This is a genomic window from Candidatus Enterococcus moelleringii (genome assembly GCF_017377575.1).
Taxonomy (GTDB): Bacteria; Bacillota; Bacilli; order Lactobacillales; family Enterococcaceae; genus Enterococcus_A; species Enterococcus_A moelleringii.
Genome location: NZ_JAFREM010000018.1, coordinates 25100 through 51576, shown reverse-complemented (window position 1 = coordinate 51576; position 26477 = coordinate 25100). Strand labels below are relative to the sequence as shown.

Genomic DNA, 26477 nt, shown 5'->3' with positions numbered 1-26477 from the left:
GCTTCTGTATCCTTTAGCACTTTTCTTCAATAATCCCTCGGTAAAAAAGCCTGCTTAAACCCGCAAAAAAAGCTAAATGGTTTTAGCCATTTAGCTTTTTTTAGTGTTTTAATCTGTTTAGAAGCGATCGCCGTATACGTCTTCGACTGATTTTTCAGGGTCGATTACAATGTATAGGCTCTTAGTTTTTTCTGACTCTTTAGTTGATTGGTAAATATTGTCCAATCCATCGGTGTCTTTATCCTTGTAAGGGAAGTAAACTGAATCAGGATGACCGCTGCGATAAATAATTTCCATCCGTTCGATATCTTCAAACTTTTTAGCGCGATCGAACATACCCATTTCTAATCCGCCTAAGTTAATATCGGCAGTCTGTACGTGGTCACCTTCTTGATAAATCTCAATCTTAAAGCCGGCACATGGGTGAATTTCCACGAATTCGCTGCCGTTGATTCGGCCGAAGCTGGTGGTAACTTGCTTAATCCATAGGTCTCCAATATATCGACGCTCGATCGTCCAAGTTTCTCCATTACGGAAATAAAATTTTAGTGCTGTCATTTCTCTAGCCATAGTCATTCTCCTAACAATAATTAGTATAATTTAATTTTATCATACATATCGGCAAACGGTCACTTATTGTGATTTTCCTTCATTTTTCTCATGAATTGTTCATTATTGACGATGACTCGAGTATGGGCCGCTTTCCCAATCAGCTGATCTTCTTCGTAAACTTCAATCAGAAACTCAACCTTTTTATTTTCTTGTTTTGTAATAGTAGCAGTTACAACTATTTCGGCTCCCACAGGTGAAGGCGCATAGTGTTTCATTTCAACTGAAAATCCCACGCTTGTTTCTTCAGATGTCAATTGCGGCTGCAGCAATTCTTTAGCACAATTTTCCATCATCGCCAATAAAGCTGGAGTCGCCAGCACCGCTAAATCTCCTGAACCGACATTCTTGGCTGTTGCCGTCTCAGCAACGGGATAGGTTTTAATTAACTTAGTCATGGTACTCCTCCTCCATAAATTTATGAGCAAAAGCTAGCAGACTCTCTTGGGTATTAGCTAGTTCTTTCTCAATTACTGCTTTTTCCATCGCCCGCAAGACCGCATTTATCCATGGACCTTTAGGATAATCGAACTGCTGAATCAAGTCATTGCCCTTAAGTGCTAATTCCTGCAAATTATGAATCGGTAAATTCTGATACATCAACCGGATTTTGGCTTGATTAGGCTTTTCACCAAAATAAATCATCAAATACTCCACCGATACAGCCAGTTCACGCCCTAGTTGATACAATTGCCAGTTGTCCCAGTCTTGGGTACGGCGTAAAGCCAGAGCAGGAACCATTTGACTAACTTCCTTGATTAATTGATTGGAGCATTTCCATTCCTTCATGAAGGGTCTGATTTGTTCTGGTTCAAGTCCCAACATAGAAACTAGCAAGGTCCAGGCTTGGCACTCCGTAGGTATCGCCGGCCCAATTAAGTCCGCAAAACGCAAAAGCGCTTCTCCGTGTTCACTTAATCCCGGGCAATAAATATAGCATTCGGACTCAACAAAGGTTTTGATTCCTGCTTGGCGGGAGGAGCCCATCAGCAGCTTAACAAATTCGACATTAATTCGTTCCACCGAAATTTTTGCCAGCAGCGAATGATATTCCCGAATGGCCTCAAAGGTTTCTGGATCTAAGGTGAAGCCCAGCTGACTAATGAAGCGTAACCCGCGCATCATTCGCAGGGCGTCTTCATGAAATCGTTCATAAGGATTGCCCACCGCGCGTAATTTCATGGCTCTTAAATCGCTGAGACCATCAAACAAATCAATGACTTCTCCATCAATCCCCACTGCCAGCGCATTAATAGTAAAATCGCGGCGTTTTAAATCTTCCTTTAAGGAACGCACAAATTCCACATGGTCCGGTCGGCGATAGTCCTGATAAGTAGACTCTGTTCGAAAGGTTGTTACTTCATAGGTAGCATCATCAGTGATTACCATCACAGTACCATGATCGATACCTATATCAATTGTTCGGCGAAACAGCTGCTTGATCTCGGCTGGAAAAGCACTGGTGGCGATATCCACATCGTGAATTGGCTTATTCAGTAAAATATCACGGACGCTTCCGCCGACATAATAGGCTTCATAGCCTGCCACCTGAAGATCACGCAAAACCGGCATCGCTCCTTGAAATTCAATTGGTAATGCATCTAGCTTCATTCTTCCGCCCCTTTGCCATCTTTACGTTCAAAACGAAAACGATCCCGTTGATTAAATTTTTCCATATTTTGATTAAAGACCTTCGTCAGATCTATATCCATTGAGTTAGCCATAATTAGGGTGACAAATAAAACATCCCCCAGCTCTTCAGCTACAGTTTTAGGTTCTTCTTCGGCTTTTTTTGGTTTTTCACCATAATGATGGTTGACTTCCCGAGCCAGCTCTCCGACTTCTTCGGTTAAGCGAGCCATTTGAGCCAAGGGTGAAAAATAACCGGCTTTGAATTGTTGGATATACGTATCCACTTCTTTTTGCATTGCTGCTAATGTTTTTTCTTCCATCAAACCACCTCCATTCTATCTTAACAAAAAAGCCCTTTGTTTCCTATCAAGTTGTTGTAAGAAATTGCCTTTCATGATATGTTGATTGAGGAGTGTCATCAAAGGAGGGGCTTATGAAAACAACTACTGCAACACGCGCAAAGGAAATCTTTTTTATTGTTTTTGGGACTGCTATTTATGCATTCGGACTAGTCTATTTGAATATTGCCAATCATTTGGCCGAAGGCGGCGTAACTGGGATTACCCTGATTATTCGTGCTCTATTTGGCGTTGACCCGGCTTACACAACTTTAATTATCAATATTCCGCTGATTTTGATCGGTGGGAGAGTTTTAGGAAAACGCTCATTTTACTATACTATTTTAGGAACGGTCAGCCTTTCAGCCTTTTTATGGATCTGGCAACGGGTGCCGTTTGCGATCAATCTAGATCACGATCTCTTTATCGTTTCGATACTTGCCGGCTTGTTTGCTGGTTTCGGCAGCGGCTTAGTCTATCGTTATGGGGGAACCACGGGTGGTGCCGATGTCATCGCTCGTATTTTGGAGCAAAAAAATGGTTTTACCATGGGAAAGTCCCTGCTTATTTTTGATGCCATCGTTTTACTGCTTTCCTTGAGTTATCTTGATTTGAAACGCATGATGTACACACTGATTGTTTCTTTTGTCTTTAGCAAGGTGGTAGATGTTCTTGCTTCCGGCGGTTACGCAGCAAAAGGCGTGATGATTATCTCTAATCAAAGCGAAGCCATTGCAGCATTATTAATGGAGCATTTAGAACGAGGTGTCACTTATTTTCACGGAGAAGGCGGCTTCTCTTCTGAAGTGAAGAAAATCGTTTATATCATTGTGTCTCAGCAGGAACTAAATGAAGTAAAGAAAATTATCCATACAGTGGACGAGCATGCCTTTATCTCGATTACTAATGTTCATGATGTAGCCGGTGAAGGCTTTACTTATATGAAGCCCCAGCGCAGAAAGTTTTTCTTGAAAAAAGGGAATTAAGAATAACTGTAAAAACCTGAACACAGCAAAAAAGAATGGAAAGAGTGGTTTTTTCACTTTTTCCATTCTTTTTTATTTGGTTAATTCATCTTCGCAAATGACTAACTTCAAGCGATTGATTTCGTCGGATAATTCTAAAAAGGCCTCTTTGTCACCATTCTCCAGTGCTTGATTGATTTGATGAGTCAACAAATTCAGTTTGGCTTCTTTTTCTTCCCGGGCAATGTGCTCTTCCACTTCACGAATAATTTCTTCACTGACTGAATCGTTCCATGAGGCCACGGGGTTATCTTCCAGCACCGATAAATATTGTTCATTTTGCCAAGAATTAGGAAAAATACATTCTAGATACAAAGGCTGTTGCCAGTGCAACCGAATTTCGTGGAAAATTTGGTCACTGTTAGCAAAAGATTGCCCCTGAACATACAAGGTCATGGGTTCCTCATCTTGTGTAATATCGCGAATGACTAGGCCGCGCTTGGTGAGGTTGGCATTCTCGACGATGTGAACATTTTTTAAAATCGACTCGTGATTGATTAAATAGTTCAAAATCCAAATAACTTCACGGCGTCTGAAAGAAACGTTGTTGATTAACCAAACAAGGAATTCTCTTTTTTCAGCTACATCAATCATCTAACCACCCCTTTATAGTAAGTCCTCCAATAACGACGCTGCTTCTAAATCACCTGGTTCAAGCTGTAAATAAGCTGACAGCACTTGCTTGGCTTGCTCGGCCAAACCGTCTTCCCGTAAGAAGATGCCGTATTCCTTCAGAAACTCTGGTTCGTGGGAAAGCTGCGCGTAAGCTTGTTGGTAATGCTGTCTTGCTTGCGCAAACTCTTCTATTTCATTATAGGCCTGTCCTAAGTTCCATTCTCCATATGGATTGTCCTGCTCATCCATTTTCTCTACCATTTCAATGGCTTTTTCCGGCTGATCTTCATTTAAGTAAAGGTTGCTTAAGGTTAACAAAGTTTCGTCGGTCTTTTCACCTAGCTCTAAAGCCTGCAGCAGTAATTCTTCTGCCTTATTGCTATCTTTTAGACGATAGGCAACTTCAGAGGCTAAATGCAGCAGGTCCACTTGGAAGGGATTTTCCTTGATGCCTTCTTCTGCAGTTTCGAAGGCTTCCTCTAAGAGCTCTTCTTCCTTCATTGCATCAGCTAAGTAGTAGTAAGCACTTTGATAAGTCGGTTCTAGCGCGATAACTTCCTGCAAATAGATCATTGCCCGTTGGTAGTCATGCAGCTGGTAATAGGTAAAGCCGATTTGAAATAAACGATCGGCTGTCCGGTCTTCTTCTAAGGCTTGTTCTAGAAACGGTAACGATTCTTCAAAGCCCCCTAAAAGACTGTAAGCTGTCCCTAAACGTTCATTGATAGAAATAGTTGCTACTTCATTGATTCCCTGCTTTTGCAATTGGGCGTATTCATCGATTGCTTCGCCTAGTTGGTTGTTAGAAAAATGCAGCTCTGCTAAAGCAAAAATAATTAATGGTTCCTCAGGTGCAGCATTTTTAGCCTGCAGTAATTTAGCTTCGCTGACTTCGGGAATCCCCAGTACTTGATACAAATCAGCAGTGATTAATAAGCTTTGGACATAATTATCGCTTTCAGGTGTAATTTTTTCTAAATAATCAAAAGCTTGATCAATTTCATCATCTTCGATCGCCATTTCAGCTAAATAGAGATAGAAGCTGTCCTCTTCCGGAAAATCAACGATCAGCTTGCCGTAAATGCGTTTTGCTTCCTCCAAGAAGCCTAATACTTGCAGCTCTTCTGCCAAGCTGGCCAACATTTCCGGTTCATCTTGCTTCAACGCTTGTTCGAATAATAAATTTGCTTCAGTTAAATCTTCAGCTTCCAAAGCTGCTAACATTTTTTCGCTATAACTTGCCATTTATGTACCTCTGATTTCTTCTATAAGATTTTGATAGTTTTCGAATGTTTGAATAAGTTCCTTTTGTGTCGGGACACATAGCTTTCCAACGATACCGACTGATTCCAAAGCAACTAAGGGATCTTCCTGTGCCAAGGCAATCACCTGCTGGCCGTATTCTCCGAGAGAAAAGGGTGCTGGCAGGGTTAATGGGTAGCCTAATTGACCCAACCATATCACAAAATTTTTAAAATTGAAATGCAAACCTCTTGCATAAACATTCCAGCAAAGCTCTAATAACAGGCCGAACATATTCTTCATACTGTTGGACAAGAGATGACCATTTTCAGTCCGGTAAAAAGCCAGCTCGAAATTTTTGCCAAATTGCTTGATGGCTTTGCCGTTTTCTTGATAATACCCCAGCATTGGTTCGATAAAAGCTGAGAAAGAACGCTGCATCAAAAGCTGGCGGGTCGGATAATTGCTGTATAGACGCTGCATAAAGGAATGGTCGCTTATCACTCCGCAACGAATCAAGCTTAGCAAATCCACCATCTTCCCCTCGGACTGCTGATCAGCCATCGTATGATCAAAGAGAATACCGTCTGGTGCTTCATCAATTTCCATTACTGGTTGAATCGTTCCGGCTAAAACAATTTGCCGTTGAAAAGTCAGACTTTGAGCGAAAGCCCGAATTGAGACCGGCAAAAGCCATAATTCTGCAGTCAAATTAGACACATGATGCAAAAAAGCCGTTAATTCCATCACCCCTTCATTGCCAATACCAATGAAAAGAAATTTTTCCTGCTGAGAGAATCGCTTCAAGAAGAAGATAAAATCTTCAAAATGATTCATGTCGTTGCAATAATGGTTATTGGTAGTGATGAACCAATCGTGCCGGCTGGACTTCGGTATAAACTGAGCCAGCTTATCAGCATATAAATCATAATAGCGTTGATTACCGCAAATGATGATCTGATAATTGCTTAGATCCTTTTCCCGCATCATTGACGCCACGGTTTCCCCATAAGTAATTTGCGTTTTTAGCTCGTTCTGTTGGTAGGTAAAGTCCATCTGCTCCATCACCGCCTTTTCTTCTCACTATCATTATATTTCATTTTATATAAACATTCTAGAAAAGATGCATTCTTGTTGTGTACTTTTAGCTATTGTTTATTAGCAATAATACTTTTTTGAATGAAGCAAAAAAATTAACCAACCTTCGATTAGCAAATAATGCGAATCAGATCTTTTACTAATTGGATTATATCCGTTTTGTGTGTTAGTTCTCATGGTAGCTTATAAAGAGTTTTATATAATTTTATTGTTATAAATTGAAAGGAATTCGAGGATCATGATCTGGTTAAGTAAATTGATTTTTTGGATACCATGTTTAATTTTTTGCTTAGTAATAGTATCGTTTTCGGGACGGATGACTAAGAAAAAAGCGATCATTGCAGGCTTGCTTCTGCCGGTTGCTTTCTTTACTATAAAAATTTTTAATTACCATCATTGGGAACCGGATCGTTACTTTGTTTATTACGTCATTGGATTCCTACTTTCCACTTTGCTTCTGTGCATTGTTTGGTATTATTTGCTGAAAAAAGAATAGCTATAATTGTGATACTATGAACGTGAAGGTATAAAGAGCCTGATCAAGAACAGCAGTCTACTGCTCTCCTTGATCAGGCTTTATTTATTTTGAAATGGCAACCCTCATAAAAGTTATGTAAAGAAATTCAAAAGACTAATGAATGGAAAATATTGCCCCTTTTTTGCCCCTTTTACTGCGGCAGGTATAAAAGAAACCGCTGGAGCCCTATGGCCCCAACGGTTTTTATGCTGCTATTACTTGACAGCGTCTTTTAATGCTTTACCTGGTTTGAATGCAGGTACTTTGCTTGCTGAGATTTCGATTTCTTCACCAGTTTGTGGGTTGCGTCCTTTACGAGCCGCGCGTTCACGAACTTCAAAGTTACCAAAACCGATCAATTGAACTTTTTCGCCTTCTGCTAATGCGTCTTGAATTGTTGAAAAGACAGCCTCAACAGCAGCGGTTGCGTCTTTTTTAGTTAAGTCTGTAGCAGTTGCAACTTTTTCGATCAATTCCGCTTTGTTTGCCATGAATGAATTCACCTCCTGAGAAATGAGTCTGATGTACATACATCATTAATCTAACCGCTGAGTGGTCCAGCCGTTAGTGTTGAAATATTGATTTGGTCAATATTCTTTTATAACGATAGCATATGAACCTTGTGATAGCAAGGTTTTTAGCTGTTTATGACACAAAATTCATCCTTTTTTCGCCGAAAAAGAAAAATAATTGTCAGCGTAAAAAAAGTATGGTAAAATGCACTATTTCCGGCGTCTTGGCAAGATTTTGATCGGTGTTCCTTCAAAGCCGAAAGCCTTACGAACCTGGTTTTCTAGGAAGCGTGCATAAGAGAAATGCATCAGCTCTTCTTCATTTACAAAAACCACAAAGGTCGGCGGTTTAACCGCTACTTGCGTCGCATAGAAGATCTTCAAGCGTTTGCCTTTATCGGTTGGTGTAGGATTGATGGCTACCGCATCCATGATCACATCATTAAGAACAGCAGAAGGTACCCGCAGATTTTGATTCATGCTGACTTCTTCAATCATTTCAGGCAGCTTGTTCAAGCGTTGCTTGGTAGTCGCTGAAACGAAAACAATTGGTGCATAATCTAAATAAGCAAATTCATCACGAATGTCTTCTTCAAATTTCTTCATGGTATGGGTATCTTTTTCAACCAAGTCCCATTTGTTCACTACAATAATGATCCCACGGCCTGCTTCATGGGCATAACCGGCAATCCGTTTATCCTGCTCACGAATGCCTTCTTCGCCGTTTAAAACGACTAATACGACATCTGAACGGTCAATTGCCCGCATTGCGCGCATCACGCTGTATTTTTCGGTATTTTCGTATACTTTCCCACGTTTGCGCATACCAGCTGTATCGATCATGGTAAATTCCTGACCAGAATCGCCAACAAATTGGGTATCGATCGCATCACGGGTGGTTCCTTCGATATCAGAAACAATTACCCGGTCTTCACCAAGGATCGCGTTAATCAACGAAGATTTGCCGACATTCGGACGGCCAATTAAGCTGAACTTGATAGAATCGTCGTCTTCCATGTCTGCATCATCAGGGAAATGCTTAACCGCTTCGTCTAAAACATCTCCTAAACCTAAACCATGGCTTCCTGATACTGGCAATGGATCGCCTAAGCCTAGAGAATAGAATTCATAGATTTCACTGCGCATTTCTGGATTGTCGACTTTATTGACAGCCAGAATGACTGGTTTTTTGCTGCGATATAGAATTTTAGCCACTGCTTCATCAGCATCGGTAACACCTTCGCGGCCGCTGGCTATAAAAATGATGACATCTGCTTCATCAATAGCAATTTGTGCTTGTTGTTTGATCTGTTCCATAAATGGTTCGTCGACAATATCGATCCCACCGGTATCAATGATGGAAAATTCGTGACTTAACCATTCGCCTTTAGCATAAATCCGGTCACGAGTTACACCCGGTGTATCTTCAACGATGGAAATTCGCTCACCAGCGATTCGATTGAATATCGTTGATTTACCGACATTGGGACGACCAACAATAGCAATAGTTGGATTTGACATGTTTGTACTCCTTATATAGTTATAGTTTAGTGTGAAAAATAGGTTTCACATGAATGCCATTTCACTTACATGTTGCGATACTCACTTGTCTAAAGGGAAGAAATTCTATCAAATTTACTTTACTCTTGTGCGTATACCCATTCTACTAAATATTTCCGTGAAGTAGAACTGGCAATTCTCCTTAGTTTAACGAAAGAACTCCCCTCTTGCAAGAGAAGGGAGTTTAAAAATCTATGAAATTAGCCAATTTCCAGAAAAGTCTGTGCAAAAATTACTCAGCTTTGGTGCAATAGGACTAAACTCGGGAGTGGCTCAGCTATTTTTTTGCAAGTAAAAAGACGCACAAAAGTGTACGTCTTCCCTTTTTTATTCCTCAGAATCTTCGTCAGAGCTGTTGTTTAGGGCATCGCCTAAAATATCGCCCATGGTAAAACCAGAGCTTTCTTCCGGCATTTCGTAGGAAGTATCTTCAACTTCAACTTTTTCTTCTTCCGGTTTTTCTTCAAGGGCTTTAATGGATAAAGCTACTCGATGATCATCTGGATGAACTTCCAATACTTTCACTTCCACTTTGTCACCTTCATGTAAAACTTCATGTGGTGTCGCAATGTGTTTGTGTGAAATTTGTGAAATGTGAACCAATCCTTCAACCCCTGGGAAAATTTCCACAAAGGCACCGAAGCTGGTCAAACGTTTCACAGTTCCTTCTAAAACTGTTCCTGCAGCAGCTTTTTCTTCAATACCGCTCCATGGTCCAGGTAAGTTTGCTTTGATAGAAAGTGAAATACGTTCTTTATCTGGATCAACTGATAATACTTGTACATCCACTTCTTCGCCCACTGTCAATACATCAGAAGGTTTGCCAACATGGCTGTGGGAAATTTCAGATACGTGTACTAAACCATCAATACCGCCAAGGTCAATAAACGCACCAAAGTCTGTTAAACGGGCAACTTTTCCAGTGATTACATCACCTTCATGCAAGCCAGCCAAGACTTCTTTTTTCTTCTCATTCTTCTCAGCTTCTACGACCGCTTTATGTGAAAGGATCAAACGATTCTCAGAAGGTTCGATTTCGATGATTTTGAATGCTAATGTTTTATTAACATATTCAGAAAAATCATCAACAAAATGATCGTCAATCATTGATGCAGGAACGAATCCGCGCACACCAACATCTACTACTAGACCGCCCTTAACGCTGCTTGTAACTGGTGCTTCAATGATTTTGCCGGCTTCGTAATCCTTTTCGATATCTTCCCAAACTTTTTTCGCGTCTAAGCGACGTTTAGAAAGTAAATAACTACCATTTTCTTTGTCCTTCCCGATAGACGAGATGACAACTAAATCAAGGACATCGCCGACCTTTACTTCTTCACTAATATCCTCGACAGGTAAAGTGGAAAGTTCTTTTGCAGGAACAACCCCTTCGACACCTGCGCCTTCGATACCAATAATTACTTGTTTGTCTTCTAAGGCAAGTACCTCACCTCTGACGATATCGCCGACTTTTACTTCTTGGACACTTTCCATTGCTGCTTCCATGGAAACATTTTCGTTATCCACTTGATTCTGTTCAAATTCTGTCATGACGTTTGTCCTCCTAACCAACAATTCATACGTAAATAGACTACATTCTCTATTTTAGAATATTAGCCATAAAAAATAAAGCGATTTCTTCTCTTTTTCTCAAAAAGAGTATAAAAACCGCTTTTTTCAATCATTTTTTAGCTAATTTCGTAACCTTTCTCCTGGATGACTCCTTGAATCTTCGCAACTACTTGGTCAATTGACAAACCAGTCGTATCGATCTTCACCGCATCATCTGCTTGAACCAGTGGAGAAACTTCACGATGCGAATCTAAATAGTCCCGCTGGGCAATGGCTTCTTTGATGGATTCAAAGTCTGACGCCATTCCTTTTTCCAGGTTTTCCTTATATCGCCGCTGAGCCCGTTCCTCAACACTGGCAACTAGGAAAATTTTTACTTCAGCGTTTGGCAAAACCGTCGTCCCAATATCACGACCGTCCATAACAACGCCGCCAGCTTCAGCCAGCTTTTGTTGGATGCACACCAGCTGTTGGCGAACTTTCCCATGGGCTGATACCTCAGATACTGCCGCGGTCACATCGGCTTGTCGGATTTTTTCTGTTATATCTTGGTTATCAACAAATACTAATTGTCCATTTCCAGTTTGTTCAAAGGAGATGGGATAGTTTTTGGTTAATTCCACCAATTGGTCTTCTTGATCAAAAGCTACTTGATGTTGAATAGCTAAATAAGTAACAGCGCGATACATTGCGCCGGTATCCACATAAATGAAGTGGAAATCTTTTGCTAAAATTTTAGCTACGGTACTTTTGCCGGACGAGGCTGGACCGTCGATAGCAATGGCGATTTTTTTCACGAAATTCTTCCTCTCTAAAAAAGGCTTTTTAAACTCCCGCGATGTTTGTACATCAATTTGGGTTTATAGCGCCGGATGACTGATTTATTTCTCAAAAAATCAGCCGTAATCAAGAGATTACGGCTGAATTCTCACTCTTATTGAATACGCAGTTCTTGCCCAGGGTTAATTGCTGGGTAGAAAGTATCACCTGTAATAGTAATACCGTTTAGTTCAGCAATCGTTTCTGCTGGGACACCTGTGCGGTTAGCAATTTGCTGCAAGCCTTCACCAGCTTCTACCGTAGTGGTTGGTCCACTTGGGGTTTGCTGCTGTTGATTTTGCTGCTGTTGTTGTTGCGCTGTTTGCTGTTGTTGCTGTTGTTGCGCCTCTAAAGCCGCTTGTTGTTGTTGTGCTTCCAAAGCTGCTTGCTGCTGTTGCGCTTCTAGAGCAGCTTGTTGAGCCGCAGGATCTTCAGAGCTTTCCATGGTACTTGAAGACTCTTCCGTGCTTGACTCTGTCGACTCCACTGTTGATGAAGAAGTAGACACTTGTGTCGTACTTTCAGGAGAGGCCGCCGGTTCACCCGTATCACGAGTTATCCAGAAATAGGCACCTGCTGGAATAGAAATCAACAATAATAGCAAAATAACTAAAATCGTCAAGAAGCGAGTGTTTCCGCCTTTACCTTGTTGCTGACGAGATTGGCGTGATGCGTATTCTTCCTCTTCTGTTTCATAAATATGCTGATCCCAAGGCTCGTTATTTGTTTCTTTGTTGCGATCTCTTCTACTCACTTTATCTTACCTCCTAATTGCTTGTCGCCAAGTATTATACCATAGCTCGAAAAAAAGTGGCTGACAAATTCAATCTTTCGTCGTTTTTTTAAATAATTTTAGTAAAATAACCGGCCAATCTTCTGCTGAAACAACCGGATTCCCCGCGTTTTTATCCTGTTTTAACTGGGCACCATCGTTGTCACAGCAGTCTTTAGGTTGATTTTCTAATTTTTGTCCAAAGTAATTGATTAAGAATTTCCGACGACAGCTGGTTAATTGAATGTAGCTGAGCATTTCCTGCAATTGTTCTCTTCGGATTGCTTCTCGACGCTCCAACAAACCGATTAATTCTTGCGATTGATCGGGAAACAGCTCTTCCCATTTTTGAATCAAGGGGTCATCCAGAACTAAATCAGTCATTTGCTTTTTCATTTCAAATAGGCGACGACTGTCAATACTTTGCTGATGCAAAAACTGGTGCACATACTCATCACCTTCGTCATAGAGCAAAATCGCCTGGCTCGGCTTCCCGTCTCGGCCAGCTCGGCCAATTTCCTGCAAGTAATCCTCTGGAGACGCTGGCAGGTCATAATGAATGACAAAACGAATATTGTTTTTATTGACCCCCATCCCAAACGCATTGGTGGCAATTAAAATTCGCAGCTCACCTGCGATAAACTGCTGCTGCAGCATACGGCGCTCTTGACCGGTTAAGCCGCCGTGGTAATAAGCAATCCGCTCTTGATCCTTCAGCAGTTCGTAAAGCTGTTCGACATGCTTGCGGGTAGCGCAATAAATGATGCCGGCACCTGGCAGCTGAGAAATCATGGCGGTTAAACGATCCCGCTTGTCACCGGTTTCTACAAACAAGCTGACATTTGGTCGGTCAACGGAATAAACAACTTCTTTGACTGTTTCAGTAAACAGCAGTTTTTGAATATCTTGACGCACTTCAGGAGTTGCCGTTGCCGTCAGTGCTAAAATTAACGGCTGGTTTAAGCGGCGAATCCCCTCGCTGAGCTTCAAATATTCTGGTCGAAAATCCACGCCCCATTGGGAAACGCAATGGGCTTCATCTACTACGACAAAGGCGATTTTCGTCTTCGTCAAGGCTTGCTGGGTTTTCTCAGCCAGAAACATTTCGGGGCTCATGAAGACGAATTTATAACTGGAAAGACTCTTTAACACATACTGTTTTTCCGGCATGGAAAGTAAGCTGTTCAAAGCTACGGTTTTCCGCTCCCCCAGCTGCTGCAACTGAGTAACCTGGTCCTCCATCAGGGAAATCAAGGGAGAGATAACCACCACTGTTCCAGCTATTAAATAGCCAGGAAGCTGATAGCACAGGGATTTCCCAGTTCCGGTCGGCAACATTCCCATGACCGATTCCCCAGATAATAAGGTATCGATAATTTCTTTTTGACCGGGGCGAAAGGTCTGATAACCAAAACGCTGGTTCAGGACTTGTTCTATGTTCATACTCGCAGCTCCTTCAAAAAGAAAATTTGCGAAAGACGGAAATTCAGATAAGGTACATCCGGGAAGAGTTGATAGGACCACGCCAACATTTCTTCTTCACTAGCTGGTTCCAGCAATTCAAATTGCTCAAAAGGAAATTGCGGATCCAATAGTGCCCACTCAATAAAATGATCATTTAGCGTACCAGGTCTTAGCTTCCGCGCTTGACCGATTTTTTCAACAGAATACCCGGTCAAGTATAATTGACGGGTCTTAATCATGCTTTGATTGTAGTTTAACTGATCAAACTGTGACAGCAATCGTCGGAAATTGGGCTGCTGCTGGGCCTGCTGAATAAAGGCGTCCAGACTATTTTGATAAAACAGCAGGGCCCAAGGCATTTCCTGCCACTCTGATGCTAGCAACTGAAAAGGGACTTTTCCCAGCTGTTCTTTCCCGCTAAACTGGTTGGCTAAGAAATTGGCTTGTTCCTCTGTCAAAACCGCTAAGATCTGACTCAACTCTCGAGGAAACTCCGTAAGGATATCTCCTTCTGAGTGTCGCAGCCAATTTTTTGTTTGATAGAGAAAAAAAGGCCGTGAATCTAACGGAACATATTCTTTTTCATGATAGCTCAAATAACTGATTACTTGAACCGATAACAAGGTTAACTGCCACATGCGCTGCCGTTCCCGGCTGTAGCGCAGCCCCTTAAGATCGATTAATTTTGCTTGCTTATCTAGAGGCAAGTGATTGCTGCCCTCTGATGTCAATTGTCCAAAGCCATCATCTTGCGAGATCCACTGCTTTTTAGTCAGTTGATCAATTACCTGCTTGAAGGTACTTTCCTTTAGTTCCGGCAGACAACCAAAAAAAGGCAGGTTTTGATAAAAAAAGCCATGCAGCAAAACCGAGCTGGTACGTTTGCCGGTTAATAAATGATATAAGGTGGATATGCGCAGCTTGTGTCCTGTATGAAATAACGTTAAAATGAATGATACCATGATAAAACTCCTAGAAGGTGAAATTTATATGAAATGCGAGATCGTACCAGAGCGCTGCATTGCCTGCGGGCTTTGCCAAGCACTGGCTCCCCATTTTTTTGATTATACAGATGAAGGAATCGTAACCTTCATTGGCGAAGCGCATGCATTGCAGGAATTTGTTCCTGAAAAAGAACAAGCGGCGGTTAAACAATCCGGCCGACGCTGTCCAGCTCATGCAATTCTTCTGCATGATTCACTATAACATATGCAAAAGAAAAAAGGTTTGCAGGATTTTTAAAGTTCGTCGTTATTATTTTAGGACGGACATCAAAGAAATGACCGTCCAACAAATGCTGGGCGGTCATTTCTAATTTATATTGGTTTATGGTGATGGGATAGGACAGTTTTCTTGCTTAACCATGGCAGCATCTTGGCGTGCAGGACTAAGAAGACAGCACTGACGATCATCCCTTTAATCAGATTAAACGGTACAATCCCGATTAAAACATATTTACCTAAGCTCATCCCCAGCATTTGGCCGGCAGATAATCCAAAGGCTTTAAGATACAGCGGAGTAATCACAAAATAGTTGGCGATACTCATAAAAATCGTCATGGCAAAGATACCCAGACCGATGCCAATCGCTTTTTTTCTTGTGGTTTGCTGTTTAAATAAGTAAAAAATTGGCAAAGTAAACATACTGGATGCTAAGAAGCTGGCGGTATCTCCAATTAAATTATCAATCGAAAAGCCAGTCGTTACTAAATGCAGCAGAGATCGGATCAAAGCAGTAGCCACGCCGGTCAACGGACCAAAGATAAACATATTGATGAGTACTGGAATGTCACTAAAGTCCAGTTTTAAAAAGGGAAATATCGGGATAATCGGTAAAGCAATAAATTGCAAAATCAATCCCATTGCGGCTGCCACTGCGACGGCTGTCATTTTTTGTAACCTTACGTTCTTCATTAAGAATTCCTCCTGTGCGGAATCATCTTCATCAAAGCTATCCAGGTTGTCTCATATACGCAAAAAAACTCTATGCTTCAGAAAAAGCATAGAGTTACTTGAATATAGTCATACCCAAATAAGCCTATCTTCTTTATCCAGACTGTACTGTCGGTCTCGGAATTTCACCGAATCGGCTGCTTGCGCAGTTCGTGGACTATCACCACCGGTCGGGATTTTCACCCTGCCCCTGAAGACGAACCTAAAATTATTTTTATTTGTACATTAACTATAGCAAGTTTACTAACAAAAAACAAGTAACGTGTCTTTATTTTGACATATTGCGCAAGCCATTGACTTCTTTGGCGTTCAAACGACGGAATTCACCAGGGCGCAGTCCTTGTAATGTCAGATCACCATAACGTTCCCGTTTCAGCTTTTGAACTGGTAAACCAACTGCCGCCAGCATGTTCTTCACTTGGTGATTGCGGCCTTCGTGAATCGTCAATTCAACGATACTGGTACCGGCTTTGCGGTCAGTAGAAATAACATCAAAACGAGCTGGTGCGGTTTTCTTGCCTTCCACCATAACGCCTTTGGTTAATGGGTACAAGGTTTTGTTATCGGCATAGCCTTTGACCTTTGCTACATACACTTTGTCTACCTGATGTTTTGGATGAGATAAACGCTGAGAAAAATCCCCATCATTGGTTAAAAGCAAGGCTCCTGATGTGTCATAGTCTAAGCGGCCTACCGGATATATTCGTTCAGGGATTCCAACGAAATAGTCTGTTACCACTTTACGATTTTTATCGTCAGAAACGGCCGAAATAACGCCGCGGGGTTTATAAAATAGATAATAGACAGGTTCTTCCTGATAAATCGGCACACCGTCAACTTCAATAAGGTCTTTTTTCGAGACTTTGGTTCCTAGTTCTTCAGTGACTTCGCCGTTTACTCTGACGCGGCCTTCGGTTATTAAGCTTTCTGCTTTGCGGCGTGAAGCGATGCCGGCATGAGCGATTACTTTTTGTAGTCTTTCCATTTAGTTTTCATCCTTTTCTTTAAAGCGATCGTAGAATAAGTCCAACGTTTCTTCGTCATCTGCTAGATCGGTTTCCATTTGTTGGACATCAGGTAATTCCGTTAAGTCCTTTAATCCAAAGTAATCCATAAAATAGGTGGTGGTGCCATATAAAATTGCTCGTCCTGGTCCTTCTACTCGCCCTTTTTCTTCAATCAACTGGCGAGAAACTAAGGTTTGGACAGCACCGCTGGACTGAACACCCCGCAGTTCGTCAATTTCGCCGCGGGTGATGGGCTGTTTGTAGGCAATAATTGATAAGGTTTCTAGTGCGGCTTGGCTTAAGCGATTGGCCAAGGGCGAACGGGCAAATTCCTTCAGCAGTGGTGCATATACCTTTTTAGTGGTTAAAACAAAGCGGTTGCCTACTTCCAAGATGGTTAGCGCTGAGGTTGGATCTTCGGCGTATTTTGCCTTCAATTCAGTTAATGATTGGTACACGTCTGCTGTGGGGCGTTCTAGAGTAAAGGCGATTTCTTCTAATTCGATGCCTTCCTCTCCTACCACAAACAGCAGGGCTTCGATTTGACTTAGTTGATTCATTTTGTTGCTCCTTTAGTGATAACGATCGGTCCGTAGGTGTCATCCTGGCAGGCAATGGCCACTCCGGTTTTCATTAATTCCAACAAGGCCATGAAGGTGGTAATCATTTCATCCTTTGTCGGACGTGAAAACAGGCTGTCCAGCGATAGGCTTTCTTCGACACCTAAAGAATCAATCCGGGCGTGGATTTGCTTGACCTTTTCTTCAATCGTGATACTTTCACCGCTGACGGTGGTTTCAATCGGCTGATTGTTCTTCTTTCGTTGCAATACATCATGCAAGGCTAAAAATAAATCAATCGTGTTCAATTGATTGATCGGCAGCGGCGGTAATTCTTCTTCGTAATCGGATAAATCCATCGGGGCTTTAGTGTAAAACAGGCTGCGTTCCGCTTCCTTTTCTGAAAGGACAGAAGCAGCATATTTGTATTTCCGGTATTCCAAAAGCTGTTGAACCAACGCTTCCCGCGGGTCTTCCCCCACTTCTTCCTCGTATTCATAATCCAATTCCGGTTTTGGCAGCAGCATCTGACTTTTAATCGACATCAGAGTTGCGGCCATGACTAAATACTCCCCAGCCACTTCCAGCTCCAGAGTTTTCATAGCATGAATAAAGTCCATGTATTGTTCTGTTACCTTGGCAATGGGGATATCATAAATGTCCAATTCCAGCTGCTTGATTAAATGTAAAAGCAGATCCAGCGGACCTTCAAAAACATCCAGCTTCAAGTTAATTTGTTCCATTAATTCTCTATCCTTCTATGCCACTTGGCTAGGTAAGCTGCTGTGGCCTTCGTTCCGATTATTTGGTAATCTGGGTAGCGGTTCTGTAATTGATCCAGCATCACAAAGCCTAGGCCTTCTCCGCGATACGAAGGGTTCAGGCTGATGTCATGGAGAATCAGTTCGTGGTCATTTAAAACCTCGACCCCTAAGACTCCTTGAATATTGTTTGCCGCTTCGTCATAGTAATAGCAGTACAATTCGTATTGATCTCTTTCTTCGTAGTGATCAATTTCTTTTAACGACGGATGCTCGTGCTTCAAATGCTTATGAAAGCTCAGTAATCCCATTGCAATCTTTCGCTGGCTTTTTCGATAATGAGTAATCATTTTCTTCCTCCAATCATGCTCGTGGGAAAAATTCTTTGTATACTTCGGTCATTCGGCGTTTGGTTATATGGGTATAAATCTGCGTCGTCGAGATATCGGCGTGGCCTAACAACTCCTGCACCGTTCTTAGATCCGCCCCATTTTCCAGTAAATGGGTCGCAAAACTGTGGCGCAAGGTATGCGGAGTCACGTCTTTCGTAATTCCAGCCTTGATAACAATCTGCTTTAAATTCTTCCAGATTCCTTGGCGGGACAACCCTTTGCCATGATTGTTCACAAACAGATGGGGTTCGCTTTGATTCTTTTTGGTTAACAGTGGACGAGCTTCTGATAGATAGCGTTCCAGCCAATGAATCGCATAGTCGCCTAATGGCACTATTCGCTCCTTATCTCCTTTACCAATCGTCTGCAGCAGGCCCATTTCTAAATGAATGTCTCCTAGCTTCAAGCCGATTAACTCACTGACCCGTAAACCGGTAGCATACATGACTTCTAAAATCGCCCGGTCACGAATGCCTAAGGTGGTGCTGGTATCCGGTGCCGCGATTAAACGCTCCACTTCCGCCAACGATAGGGTTTGCGGTAATTTTTGCGCCTTTTTCGGGCTTTCAATATGCTGCATCGGATCATGATCCGTGTAGCGCTCTTGGCGCAGGAATTGATGAAAGCGCCGCAGGCTGGAAATCATGCGGGTAATGGTGGTGGAAGCCTTGCCTTCGTCAGAAAGAATCGCCAAAAAGTCCACAACCGTATAACGATCGACATCCTGCCAATCCTTCACTTCTTTTTCAGTTAGGAAAGTCAGATACTGTCTGAGATCCCGCTCATAGCTGGCCCGGGTATTCACCGACAGTCCTCGTTCAATCGTCAAATAATGTAAATATTCTTTGATTTGTTCGTCCATTTCTTCACCACTTTCGCTTTATCATACCAAAAAGTCCCTTGATTGGATAGTCTTGTCTCACTATCTTTTCAAGGGACCGGTCTATTAGAATTGGCTTTCTGCTGATTTGCAGAAAATTTATTTATTGTTCTTGTTCCTTTTTAGCTTGGCAAGCTTCGCAAATACCATGGAAAGTCAAACGATGATCTTTAACTTGGAAATTAAAGCGTGATTCCACGATTTGTTCCACATCTCCCAGCAAATCTTCTTCGATTTCTTCAATGTTGCCGCAATCTAAGCACAACAGATGATGGTGAAAGTGCTCAGCACCCTCTTTGCGCAGGTCATAGCGCGCTAGGCCGTCATCGAAGCTGACTTTATCAACAATGTGCAAATCGGTTAAGATTTCTAAGGTGCGATAGACTGTTGCCAAACCGATTTCGGGACTTTTACGTTTGACTAAAAAGTAAATTTCTTCTGCTGACAAATGATCTTTTTCATTTTCCAGCAAAACCAGCAGGGTTGCTTCCCGCTGAGGCGTCAGTTTGAAACCAGAGTCATGCAATTGTTTTTTTGTTTTTTGTAGCGCTAACGCTGCATTCATAGGAATCCTCCTGCTTGTTTAGAATTATTATAAATAAACTTCTTGCTTTTCCTTATTCTGATAAGAATCATTATAATTTATCCTTAGCAGTTTCGCAAGTGATTCTCAATTAGTTTTTCAAACGAATTTCGCCGTCTTCTTGAATAATCAGTTTTTCTTTTAATAAATGACCAATTGCTCGTTTAAATTGACCTTTACTAATGCCAAAGGCTTGCTTAATGTCTTCCGGGCTTGACTTGTCCCAAAGCGGTAAGCGATGGTCGTCTTTACGCTGAAGCATGGTTAAAATCATAGCTGCATCGTCGTTGATTACTTCGTGGGCCCGTGGTTTCAAGGACATGTTCAATGCGCCGTCTGGACGTACCCCGATCACGCGTGCTTCGACTACTTCACCCAGTCGCGGCTCGCGGTAGCGTTCAGAAGGGTGGATAAAGCCTAAGTATAAGTCGTCGGTAATCAAGAAAGAACCGATTACCTTCAAGCGATAGATGGTTCCCTGCTTGTTTTCATTTTGCATTTCAGAGGTCCCTTTGCGGCTTAGTGAAAGAAAAATCTCTTCATCCGCTAACGTGCCCCATAAGCGTTCTTTGTCATCTACTCGCAGACTGATCATTAAGCGGTCGCCTTTTTTCGGCCACAGCTCTTTCATTGCTGGCATTTCGTCCATGGAAACAACGACGTCCTTATCAGGCAAGCCAATATCCACAAAGACACCTAAGTCGCGACGCACGTTGGTTACTTCGCCGAATGCGTATTGGCCCATCCGTACTTTCGGTAATTCAGTAGTAAAAATGGCTTCTTTTTTCTGATTAATGTAGCCAAAGCCTTCCACAGCATCGCCGATTTTGTATTCTTTGTCGGTAACTAGGCGGAAGGTAACGCCGTTTTTTTGGACGAAAAAGGTTTGATCGTTTTCATCCATAATAAGTGCAGTAAACACTTGTCCTAATAATTCATTCATCTTTGTTCTCCTCTTGTTTCTCTATAATGTGCTTGATAAAAGGCTTTATTCATAGTTAAAGCCAGGGAAATCATTCCCCGGCTTAATGGTTAATTGCCGCCATTTCCTCTAAACCAACCTGTTTTACAGTTAATTGTAACAACGTACATTGGCAAATCGGATGGACTCATATTTCTAGTTAGTGATGCTTGATTAGTGGTTGCGTATAAATTGTAGTAGCCTTCGCCGTTTTCGATGCGGGCAGGTTCTACGAAATAGCCGCCTTCAGTGATATAACCGCGGTCGATACAGGTTTGAATTACTTTTTCCTTCACGCCAGGATTCCAGCCCCAAGCTGCATTACTTAAGTCAGAGGCCTGACTTGGGTCTGTGTCCATAATCGGTTGGTTGGCACCGCCGGAATTCGTGCTTGGATTGCGGCGAGCTGCTTCAGCTTCCTGCTCGGCCTTTTCTTTAGCCGCTTTTTCAGCTGCTTGCTTTTCTTCTTCGGCTTTTTTCTCTTTATCGGTTAGTTCTTGATCAACCTTCGTCAAATCCGCTTTTTGCGTCTTGACTAATTCTTGATTGGCCACCGCATTCACCGCGTCATTGGCTGCGTTGTATTGGTCACGGGTGACACCTTCTACGACTGTTCCATCTTGAACTAATCCGTTAAGGGCCTTTTTGGCCGCCTCAACTTTACCATATTGTTCTTTGGCTTTGTCTACGGCTTGATTCAACAGATCGTTAAAGCTTTGATCGCTGGTGTTGACGGTTAAGTCCACTGGCTGATCAGCTTTTAACTGTAAATTATCCGCCAGCTTATCGCCGTTAATTGCCGGATTAGTGAACAACAGGTTGACTTCTTGAATGCTGTTCATTTTGTCAACCAGCTGGTCATAGGACGCATCCAGGTCATCATAACGAGAGCTGTCTTTGTATTTCGCAATTTCTTCGGCTAATTTACTGGTGTTTTGTCCAACCTTATCGGCCTTTAAATAAACTAAGTTATCGTCAGTGTAGAATTCTTGGATTGTTTCCTCCAAGGCATCAATTTCTTGATTTTCCTTCTTCACTTCCGCTACCCGTTGTGCTTCAGCTTCTTTTTCGCTTTGGTAGTAATAAGTGCCGCCCACTCCTAGTACTGCTACGGCAGCTAGGGTGATGTACCATTTTTTGCGGCTCTTTTTACGAGGACGCTGAGGTGTCGGGTTAGTCGCTTTTTCTGTTTCGGATTGCGTTGGTGCTTCGGCTTCCGGCTCGGCAGCAGCCTCCGGTGTTTCCACGGGTTCCGAAACGTTGGCAGCAGCGATCGTTACTGGCTCTTCAGCCGGTGCTTCGTCGACAACCGGTAATTCAGTTTCCACGGGAACTTCGGGTTCAGCTGGAACTTCAGCTTCGACAGCTTTAGTTTCTTCAGGTTCGGCTGGCTTTTCGGGTCCTACATCTCTTCTCGGAATGTATTCGCCTTTATGTTCTCGGATATATTGCGCCAAAATTGGATTGGTATCGACCGCGTCTTCTTCAGTTGAGGTTTTTTCATTTTTATCCGTCGCGTCTGCTTCGTTTTCGGCAAACATTTCTTGGACAGATTCAACTGACAGCTGAGATAACTCAGACCATTCAATCTCATCATTTTTATCTTTAGGCAAAGTGTCATTGGCTGACACTAAGGAAAAACCACAATTGGGACAAGTTTCTAATCCGTCGACAGGTTCAAATCGGCAGTTAGGACATTTATGCAATTGAAATCGGCTCCTTTTCTAAATCTTACGCCTTAATCTACCACATCTTTCCATTAGTTCCAATAACTTCCCGGCTATTTTAAATAAAAAAATAGAAAAAAGGCACTTGTCCGGTGGACAAATGCCTCATAAATTATTCTAGGAAATCTTTTAGTTGTTTTGAACGAGATGGATGACGAAGTTTGCGCAGGGCTTTGGCTTCAATCTGACGAATCCGTTCACGAGTTACGCCGAAGACTTTACCGACTTCTTCTAATGTACGGGTACGTCCATCATCTAAACCGAAACGTAAACGCAACACGTTTTCTTCCCGGTCTGTCAAGGTGTCCAACACGTCTTCTAATTGCTCTTTCAACATTTCAGAAGCGGCATGTTCAGCTGGGCTGGTTGCTTCCTGGTCTTCGATGAAGTCACCTAGATGTGAATCATCTTCTTCACCAATTGGCGTTTCCAACGAAACAGGCTCCTGAGCAATTTTCAGGATTTCGCGAACTTTTTCAGTTGGCAGATCCATTTCTGCTCCGATTTCTTCAGGCGTTGGTTCCCGGCCTAAATCTTGCAGTAATTGACGCTGTACGCGAATTAATTTATTGATGGTTTCAACCATATGCACCGGAATCCGAATGGTCCGTGCTTGGTCGGCAATCGCCCGAGTAATCGCTTGACGAATCCACCAAGTAGCATAGGTGGAGAATTTGAATCCTTTGCGGTAATCGAATTTTTCAACAGCCTTCATTAATCCCATGTTACCTTCTTGGATTAAATCCAGGAACTGCATGCCGCGGCCCACGTAGCGTTTTGCGATACTTACTACTAAACGCAGGTTGGCTTCAGCTAAGCGTTGTTTTGCTTCTTGATCGCCTTGTTCAATTAATAATGCCAATTGAACTTCTTCTTCGGCCGTTAACAATGGTACCCGACCGATTTCTTTTAAGTACATACGTACAGGGTCATTGATTTTAACTCCAGTAGGGGCAGATAAATCTTCAACTTGGGCTTGTTTCGCCACTTTTTCATTTGTCTTTAAGCTAGCCTTGGAAGGTTCACCATTTTCGTCCACTACACTAATCCCGGCATCTTCAACCTTTTGGATTAACGCATCCATTGCCTCAGCGTTTAAAGAAAAAGGTGTTGCCAAGCGGTTGGTCAATTCGTCGTAAACGACTTGTCCCAACGGTTTTTTCTCCTTAAGAAGTGCTGCTAAAGCTGTTTGGTATTCTTTATTATTTTTTACGTCTGCCATTAAATAAATGCCCCTTTCACATTTAGGCTTGTTTCAAGCGCTTGGTCAATTCGATAATTTGGATCGTTAACTCTAATTCCCGCTGCTGGTTTCCCGTTTTTCTGGCTTCCAGCTGCTCTTTTTGCCGTTGTTTGATTTCATCAGCTATGCCAGATTGGGCAATCACCTGCATCAGGTCATAGATTTCACGTTCATTGCTATCTTCTGACATTTGTAACACTGAGATATCGATGACTAACTGCTTCATCGCATCTTCTTTTAAATAGTTCAAAAAGTCCGCCAATACGAACTGTCCATGAACCATCATATAACTATCAAGGTAGAGTAGCAACTCTTGATAGCGATCATGGATAAATTGAAATTCTTGCTGCACCAGCTGTTCTCGTACACTAGTTTCATGGATTGCACGATAAATCAGCATGCGTTCCGCCTTCTCCTGTTGGGTCAGAACGGGCTTGGGTGCAACGGTAATCATAGCCGCGTTGTTGCTGTGTTGCGGCGTTTGCTGGCGGCGTTCCATTCGTGATGTCTGGCGCGCCTGCCTCAGCTGCTGTTTTAAGCTGTCTCTTGTTAGGTTAAATTCGTTAGCCAACTGACCAAGATATAAATCCTGCTCCACCGGTGACTGAACCTTCACTAACTCATCCACCAATCCGTTTAAATAATCCAAACGATCGGCTTCGTTATCTAAATTCACATCTTTTTTGCGGTAATGCATCTTAAAAACAAACGGCGTCTGCCGACCATGCTGCAATAAATTCCGCAGCTCTTCGGCCCCGTATTTACGCAAGTATTCGTCGGGGTCCAGCTTTTCCGGAATGGTTACAGCGGATAAACTTAACCGACTGTGGGCGCCTAAAATTGCCAAGGCGCGATCGGTCGCGGCTAATCCGGCCTTATCGCCATCGTAAGCCACAATCACATGACTGGTGATCCGTTCAATCGCCATGATCTGCTGCTCCGTTAAGCTGGTTCCCATGGAGGCCAAACCAATTTTGATGTCGGCCTGCCAAGCAGCCAGCACATCCATAAAGCCTTCAAACAGAATGGCTTCCCCTTGCTTGCGAATCTCATTGCGGGCCTTGTCAAAGTTAAACAAGACCTCCCGTTTGTTAAACAGTTCCGTTTCCGGCGAGTTCAAATACTTCGGCTGATCTTCGCCAGGAAAATCTTTGGTTTGCAGCAAACGGCCAGAAAAACCAATCGTTTTCCCTCGCGCATCATTTAACGGAAACATGACCCGTTGATAGAAGCGATCGCTAAAGCGGCCATCGTCTCGTTGAATAAAGAGTCCGCTGCGGGCCATTACGTCCTCTGGCACCCGGTCCTTTTGACAGACTTGTACTAGAAAATCCCGTTGATTCGGCGCAAAGCCGATTTTAAATTCATTGATCAGCTCATCGCTTAATCCTCGTTTGTGCAAATAGGCTAAAGCTTCTTCGCCGGCTTTCGTATTTACCAAAATGTGATGGTACAGGTCACGAATTTTTTCGTGCAATGCAATCAACGGCTGCTGACGACCGGCATTTTCATTTGCTGGTTCAGTTGAAATCTCAACGCCCAGCGAAATCTGCTCCATGTCGGCAACTTTTTTGACTGATTCTGGAAAACTTAGTCCCTCCAGCTCCTGCAAAAAGGTAAACACATTGCCACCCTTGCCGCAGCCGAAGCAATGAAAAATCTGCTTGTCTTCTACTACTGAAAACGATGGCGTCTTTTCCTCATGAAACGGACACAGTCCCACATAATTCTTGCCTGACTTCTTCAGCTGAACGTATTGTCCAACCACCTCAACAATATCGGTTCGCTCACGAACTTCATCAATTACCTGTTGTGGAATTCTTTGTGCCAATTATCCTCACCTGAGCTTCCAAAAAATACAATAACAGCTACAAAAATCGCCCCAATTCATTTCTTGATCAGAGCGACTTTTAAGGCAAAATTATACAAATATCATTATAGCATATTTTCAGTATTTTTCAAGCTTTCGGGATCATTTTTGAATCTGATAAAACCAGTCTACTAACCGTTCGTTCATGTCTACGATATCGGCATAAAACATGTTACCGCCATCACTGTAAAGGTACCCGCCATTATAAAGCAAAGCTTGGATTTTTACATAGCGATACTGGTTTTGGGTGACGTTGCCCAGGCCAGGTGATAAGACATCTCGAGAATAGGCCTCAGCTAATTCGACGGAATTTTTCCCGCCCTTGCTTTTCACATAATCGATGTACTGAAAGCCGTAGTTGTAGGCTTGCACCGCAGTGGACAAGTCGCAGCCGGCCTGTTGGCTCAGCTGGTAGGCTTGGGCAAAGTGCTCCACGCCGTATTGGATACTTTCCTCTTGCGTGCTGATTTGCCCGCGGCTGCCATAGGCACTTTCGGAGCTTTGCATCAAATCAGTGCCGATTCCTTTAGATTCGGTGTACATAATACCTAAAATGGTGTCAGTAAACTCGCCGACCCCCTGTTCGTTGGCGACAGTTTCCACATTTTGCCGGTGCTGATTCACATTATTAGTAAATTGATAAGTCCTGAACCCTACAAAAAGACCCGCCATAATGCTTAATAGTAAAAGAAAAATGACGATACATTTAAAAAGTTTTCTAAGAAATTTCATTCGATTCCATCCAAACTATCCGCTGTTTTCTATA

Annotated in this window: 28 protein-coding genes and 1 riboswitch; of the genes, 2 read left to right on the top strand and 26 right to left on the bottom strand. The window is 42.6% G+C overall.

Annotated features, from left to right (window positions below):
• Window positions 1-117 precede the first annotated feature (117 nt).
• Genes JZO70_RS11400 through JZO70_RS11385 form a run of 4 tightly spaced genes read right to left on the bottom strand, consistent with a single transcriptional unit; the run spans window position 118 to window position 2561 of the window.
• Window positions 118-570: a hypothetical protein gene (locus JZO70_RS11400; protein WP_207673700.1), complete on the bottom strand. Its 453-nt coding sequence runs from the start codon at window positions 568-570 to the stop codon at window positions 118-120.
• Between the two features lie 59 nt (window positions 571-629).
• A complete protein-coding gene (locus JZO70_RS11395) occupies window positions 630-1007 on the bottom strand; it encodes a thioesterase family protein (protein WP_207673699.1) in 378 nt (125 codons plus the stop codon).
• On the bottom strand, window positions 1000-2220 hold the full coding sequence (locus JZO70_RS11390) for a CCA tRNA nucleotidyltransferase (protein WP_207673698.1): 1221 nt from the start codon (window positions 2218-2220) through the stop codon (window positions 1000-1002). Before JZO70_RS11390 ends, JZO70_RS11395 begins: the two co-directional genes overlap by 8 nt.
• The gene (locus tag JZO70_RS11385) at window positions 2217-2561 is read right to left on the bottom strand and encodes a nucleotide pyrophosphohydrolase (protein ID WP_207673697.1); all 345 of its coding nucleotides are present in this window, start codon (window positions 2559-2561) and stop codon (window positions 2217-2219) included. Before JZO70_RS11385 ends, JZO70_RS11390 begins: the two co-directional genes overlap by 4 nt.
• A 113-nt stretch (window positions 2562-2674) precedes the next feature.
• On the opposite strand from JZO70_RS11385, the gene JZO70_RS11380 reads away from it, so the two are divergent.
• The gene (locus JZO70_RS11380; protein WP_207673696.1) at window positions 2675-3565 is read left to right on the top strand and encodes a YitT family protein; all 891 of its coding nucleotides are present in this window, start codon (window positions 2675-2677) and stop codon (window positions 3563-3565) included.
• Window positions 3566-3637: 72 nt separating this feature from the next.
• On the opposite strand, the gene JZO70_RS11375 is transcribed toward JZO70_RS11380, so the two are convergent.
• The 10 genes from JZO70_RS11375 to JZO70_RS11330 form a co-directional block, all read right to left on the bottom strand.
• Window positions 3638-4198, bottom strand: a complete 561-nt coding sequence (locus JZO70_RS11375) for a YpiB family protein (protein WP_207673695.1) — start codon at window positions 4196-4198, stop codon at window positions 3638-3640.
• A gap of 12 nt (window positions 4199-4210) precedes the next feature.
• Window positions 4211-5464 (bottom strand): tetratricopeptide repeat protein, encoded by a 1254-nt coding sequence (locus tag JZO70_RS11370; protein ID WP_207673694.1) that lies wholly within the window; start codon window positions 5462-5464, stop codon window positions 4211-4213.
• Window positions 5465-6526: a hypothetical protein gene (locus JZO70_RS11365; protein WP_242703921.1), complete on the bottom strand. Its 1062-nt coding sequence runs from the start codon at window positions 6524-6526 to the stop codon at window positions 5465-5467.
• A gap of 765 nt (window positions 6527-7291) precedes the next feature.
• Window positions 7292-7567: an HU family DNA-binding protein gene (locus JZO70_RS11360; RefSeq protein WP_242703904.1), complete on the bottom strand. Its 276-nt coding sequence runs from the start codon at window positions 7565-7567 to the stop codon at window positions 7292-7294.
• A 231-nt stretch (window positions 7568-7798) separates the two neighbouring features.
• Window positions 7799-9109: a ribosome biogenesis GTPase Der gene (gene der, locus JZO70_RS11355; protein WP_207673692.1), complete on the bottom strand. Its 1311-nt coding sequence runs from the start codon at window positions 9107-9109 to the stop codon at window positions 7799-7801.
• A 366-nt stretch (window positions 9110-9475) separates the two neighbouring features.
• Window positions 9476-10699 carry a 30S ribosomal protein S1 gene (gene rpsA, locus JZO70_RS11350; protein WP_207673691.1) on the bottom strand — a complete coding sequence of 408 codons (1224 nt, stop codon included), beginning with the start codon at window positions 10697-10699 and terminating at the stop codon, window positions 9476-9478.
• 137 nt (window positions 10700-10836) lie between these two features.
• Window positions 10837-11517, bottom strand: a complete 681-nt coding sequence (gene cmk, locus JZO70_RS11345) for a (d)CMP kinase (RefSeq protein WP_207673690.1) — start codon at window positions 11515-11517, stop codon at window positions 10837-10839.
• 137 nt (window positions 11518-11654) lie between these two features.
• The gene (locus JZO70_RS22690) at window positions 11655-12293 is read right to left on the bottom strand and encodes an SAG1386/EF1546 family surface-associated protein (protein WP_207673689.1); all 639 of its coding nucleotides are present in this window, start codon (window positions 12291-12293) and stop codon (window positions 11655-11657) included.
• Window positions 12294-12362: 69 nt separating this feature from the next.
• Window positions 12363-13754: a RecQ family ATP-dependent DNA helicase gene (locus tag JZO70_RS11335; RefSeq protein ID WP_207673688.1), complete on the bottom strand. Its 1392-nt coding sequence runs from the start codon at window positions 13752-13754 to the stop codon at window positions 12363-12365.
• Window positions 13751-14737, bottom strand: coding sequence for a helix-turn-helix domain-containing protein (locus tag JZO70_RS11330; protein WP_207673687.1), 987 nt, complete (start codon window positions 14735-14737; stop codon window positions 13751-13753). The genes JZO70_RS11335 and JZO70_RS11330 overlap by 4 nt, the downstream gene beginning before the upstream one ends.
• 28 nt (window positions 14738-14765) lie before the next feature.
• Between JZO70_RS11330 and JZO70_RS11325 the strand changes: the two genes are divergently transcribed.
• Window positions 14766-14981, top strand: coding sequence for a ferredoxin (locus JZO70_RS11325; protein WP_207673686.1), 216 nt, complete (start codon window positions 14766-14768; stop codon window positions 14979-14981).
• A 110-nt stretch (window positions 14982-15091) separates the two neighbouring features.
• On the opposite strand, the gene JZO70_RS11320 is transcribed toward JZO70_RS11325, so the two are convergent.
• The 12 genes from JZO70_RS11320 to JZO70_RS11265 all read right to left on the bottom strand — a co-directional run bounded on the left by JZO70_RS11320 (window position 15092) and on the right by JZO70_RS11265 (window position 26443).
• Window positions 15092-15688, bottom strand: coding sequence for an ECF transporter S component (locus JZO70_RS11320; RefSeq protein WP_207673685.1), 597 nt, complete (start codon window positions 15686-15688; stop codon window positions 15092-15094).
• Between the two features lie 122 nt (window positions 15689-15810).
• A riboswitch (FMN riboswitch) is annotated at window positions 15811-15929 on the bottom strand.
• A gap of 66 nt (window positions 15930-15995) precedes the next feature.
• On the bottom strand, window positions 15996-16712 hold the full coding sequence (locus JZO70_RS11315) for a pseudouridine synthase (RefSeq protein WP_207673684.1): 717 nt from the start codon (window positions 16710-16712) through the stop codon (window positions 15996-15998).
• Entirely contained in the window at window positions 16713-17294 is a 582-nt protein-coding gene (gene scpB, locus JZO70_RS11310; RefSeq protein ID WP_207673683.1) for an SMC-Scp complex subunit ScpB, read from the bottom strand.
• On the bottom strand, window positions 17291-18037 hold the full coding sequence (locus JZO70_RS11305) for a segregation/condensation protein A (protein ID WP_207673682.1): 747 nt from the start codon (window positions 18035-18037) through the stop codon (window positions 17291-17293). Before JZO70_RS11305 ends, scpB begins: the two co-directional genes overlap by 4 nt.
• On the bottom strand, window positions 18037-18405 hold the full coding sequence (locus JZO70_RS11300) for a GNAT family N-acetyltransferase (protein ID WP_207673681.1): 369 nt from the start codon (window positions 18403-18405) through the stop codon (window positions 18037-18039). Before JZO70_RS11300 ends, JZO70_RS11305 begins: the two co-directional genes overlap by 1 nt.
• A gap of 13 nt (window positions 18406-18418) precedes the next feature.
• Window positions 18419-19309: a site-specific tyrosine recombinase XerD gene (gene xerD, locus JZO70_RS11295; RefSeq protein ID WP_207673680.1), complete on the bottom strand. Its 891-nt coding sequence runs from the start codon at window positions 19307-19309 to the stop codon at window positions 18419-18421.
• A 121-nt stretch (window positions 19310-19430) separates the two neighbouring features.
• On the bottom strand, window positions 19431-19892 hold the full coding sequence (gene fur / locus JZO70_RS11290) for a ferric iron uptake transcriptional regulator (RefSeq protein WP_207673679.1): 462 nt from the start codon (window positions 19890-19892) through the stop codon (window positions 19431-19433).
• A gap of 109 nt (window positions 19893-20001) precedes the next feature.
• Window positions 20002-20853, bottom strand: a complete 852-nt coding sequence (locus tag JZO70_RS11285; protein WP_207673678.1) for a CvfB family protein — start codon at window positions 20851-20853, stop codon at window positions 20002-20004.
• 89 nt (window positions 20854-20942) lie between these two features.
• On the bottom strand, window positions 20943-22577 hold the full coding sequence (locus tag JZO70_RS11280) for a cell division site-positioning protein MapZ family protein (RefSeq protein ID WP_207673677.1): 1635 nt from the start codon (window positions 22575-22577) through the stop codon (window positions 20943-20945).
• A 133-nt stretch (window positions 22578-22710) separates the two neighbouring features.
• On the bottom strand, window positions 22711-23820 hold the full coding sequence (gene rpoD, locus JZO70_RS11275) for an RNA polymerase sigma factor RpoD (RefSeq protein WP_207673676.1): 1110 nt from the start codon (window positions 23818-23820) through the stop codon (window positions 22711-22713).
• A gap of 22 nt (window positions 23821-23842) precedes the next feature.
• Window positions 23843-25672: a DNA primase gene (dnaG, locus tag JZO70_RS11270; protein WP_207673675.1), complete on the bottom strand. Its 1830-nt coding sequence runs from the start codon at window positions 25670-25672 to the stop codon at window positions 23843-23845.
• Window positions 25673-25813: 141 nt separating this feature from the next.
• A complete protein-coding gene (locus tag JZO70_RS11265; RefSeq protein WP_207673674.1) occupies window positions 25814-26443 on the bottom strand; it encodes a lysozyme family protein in 630 nt (209 codons plus the stop codon).
• Window positions 26444-26477 lie beyond the last annotated feature (34 nt).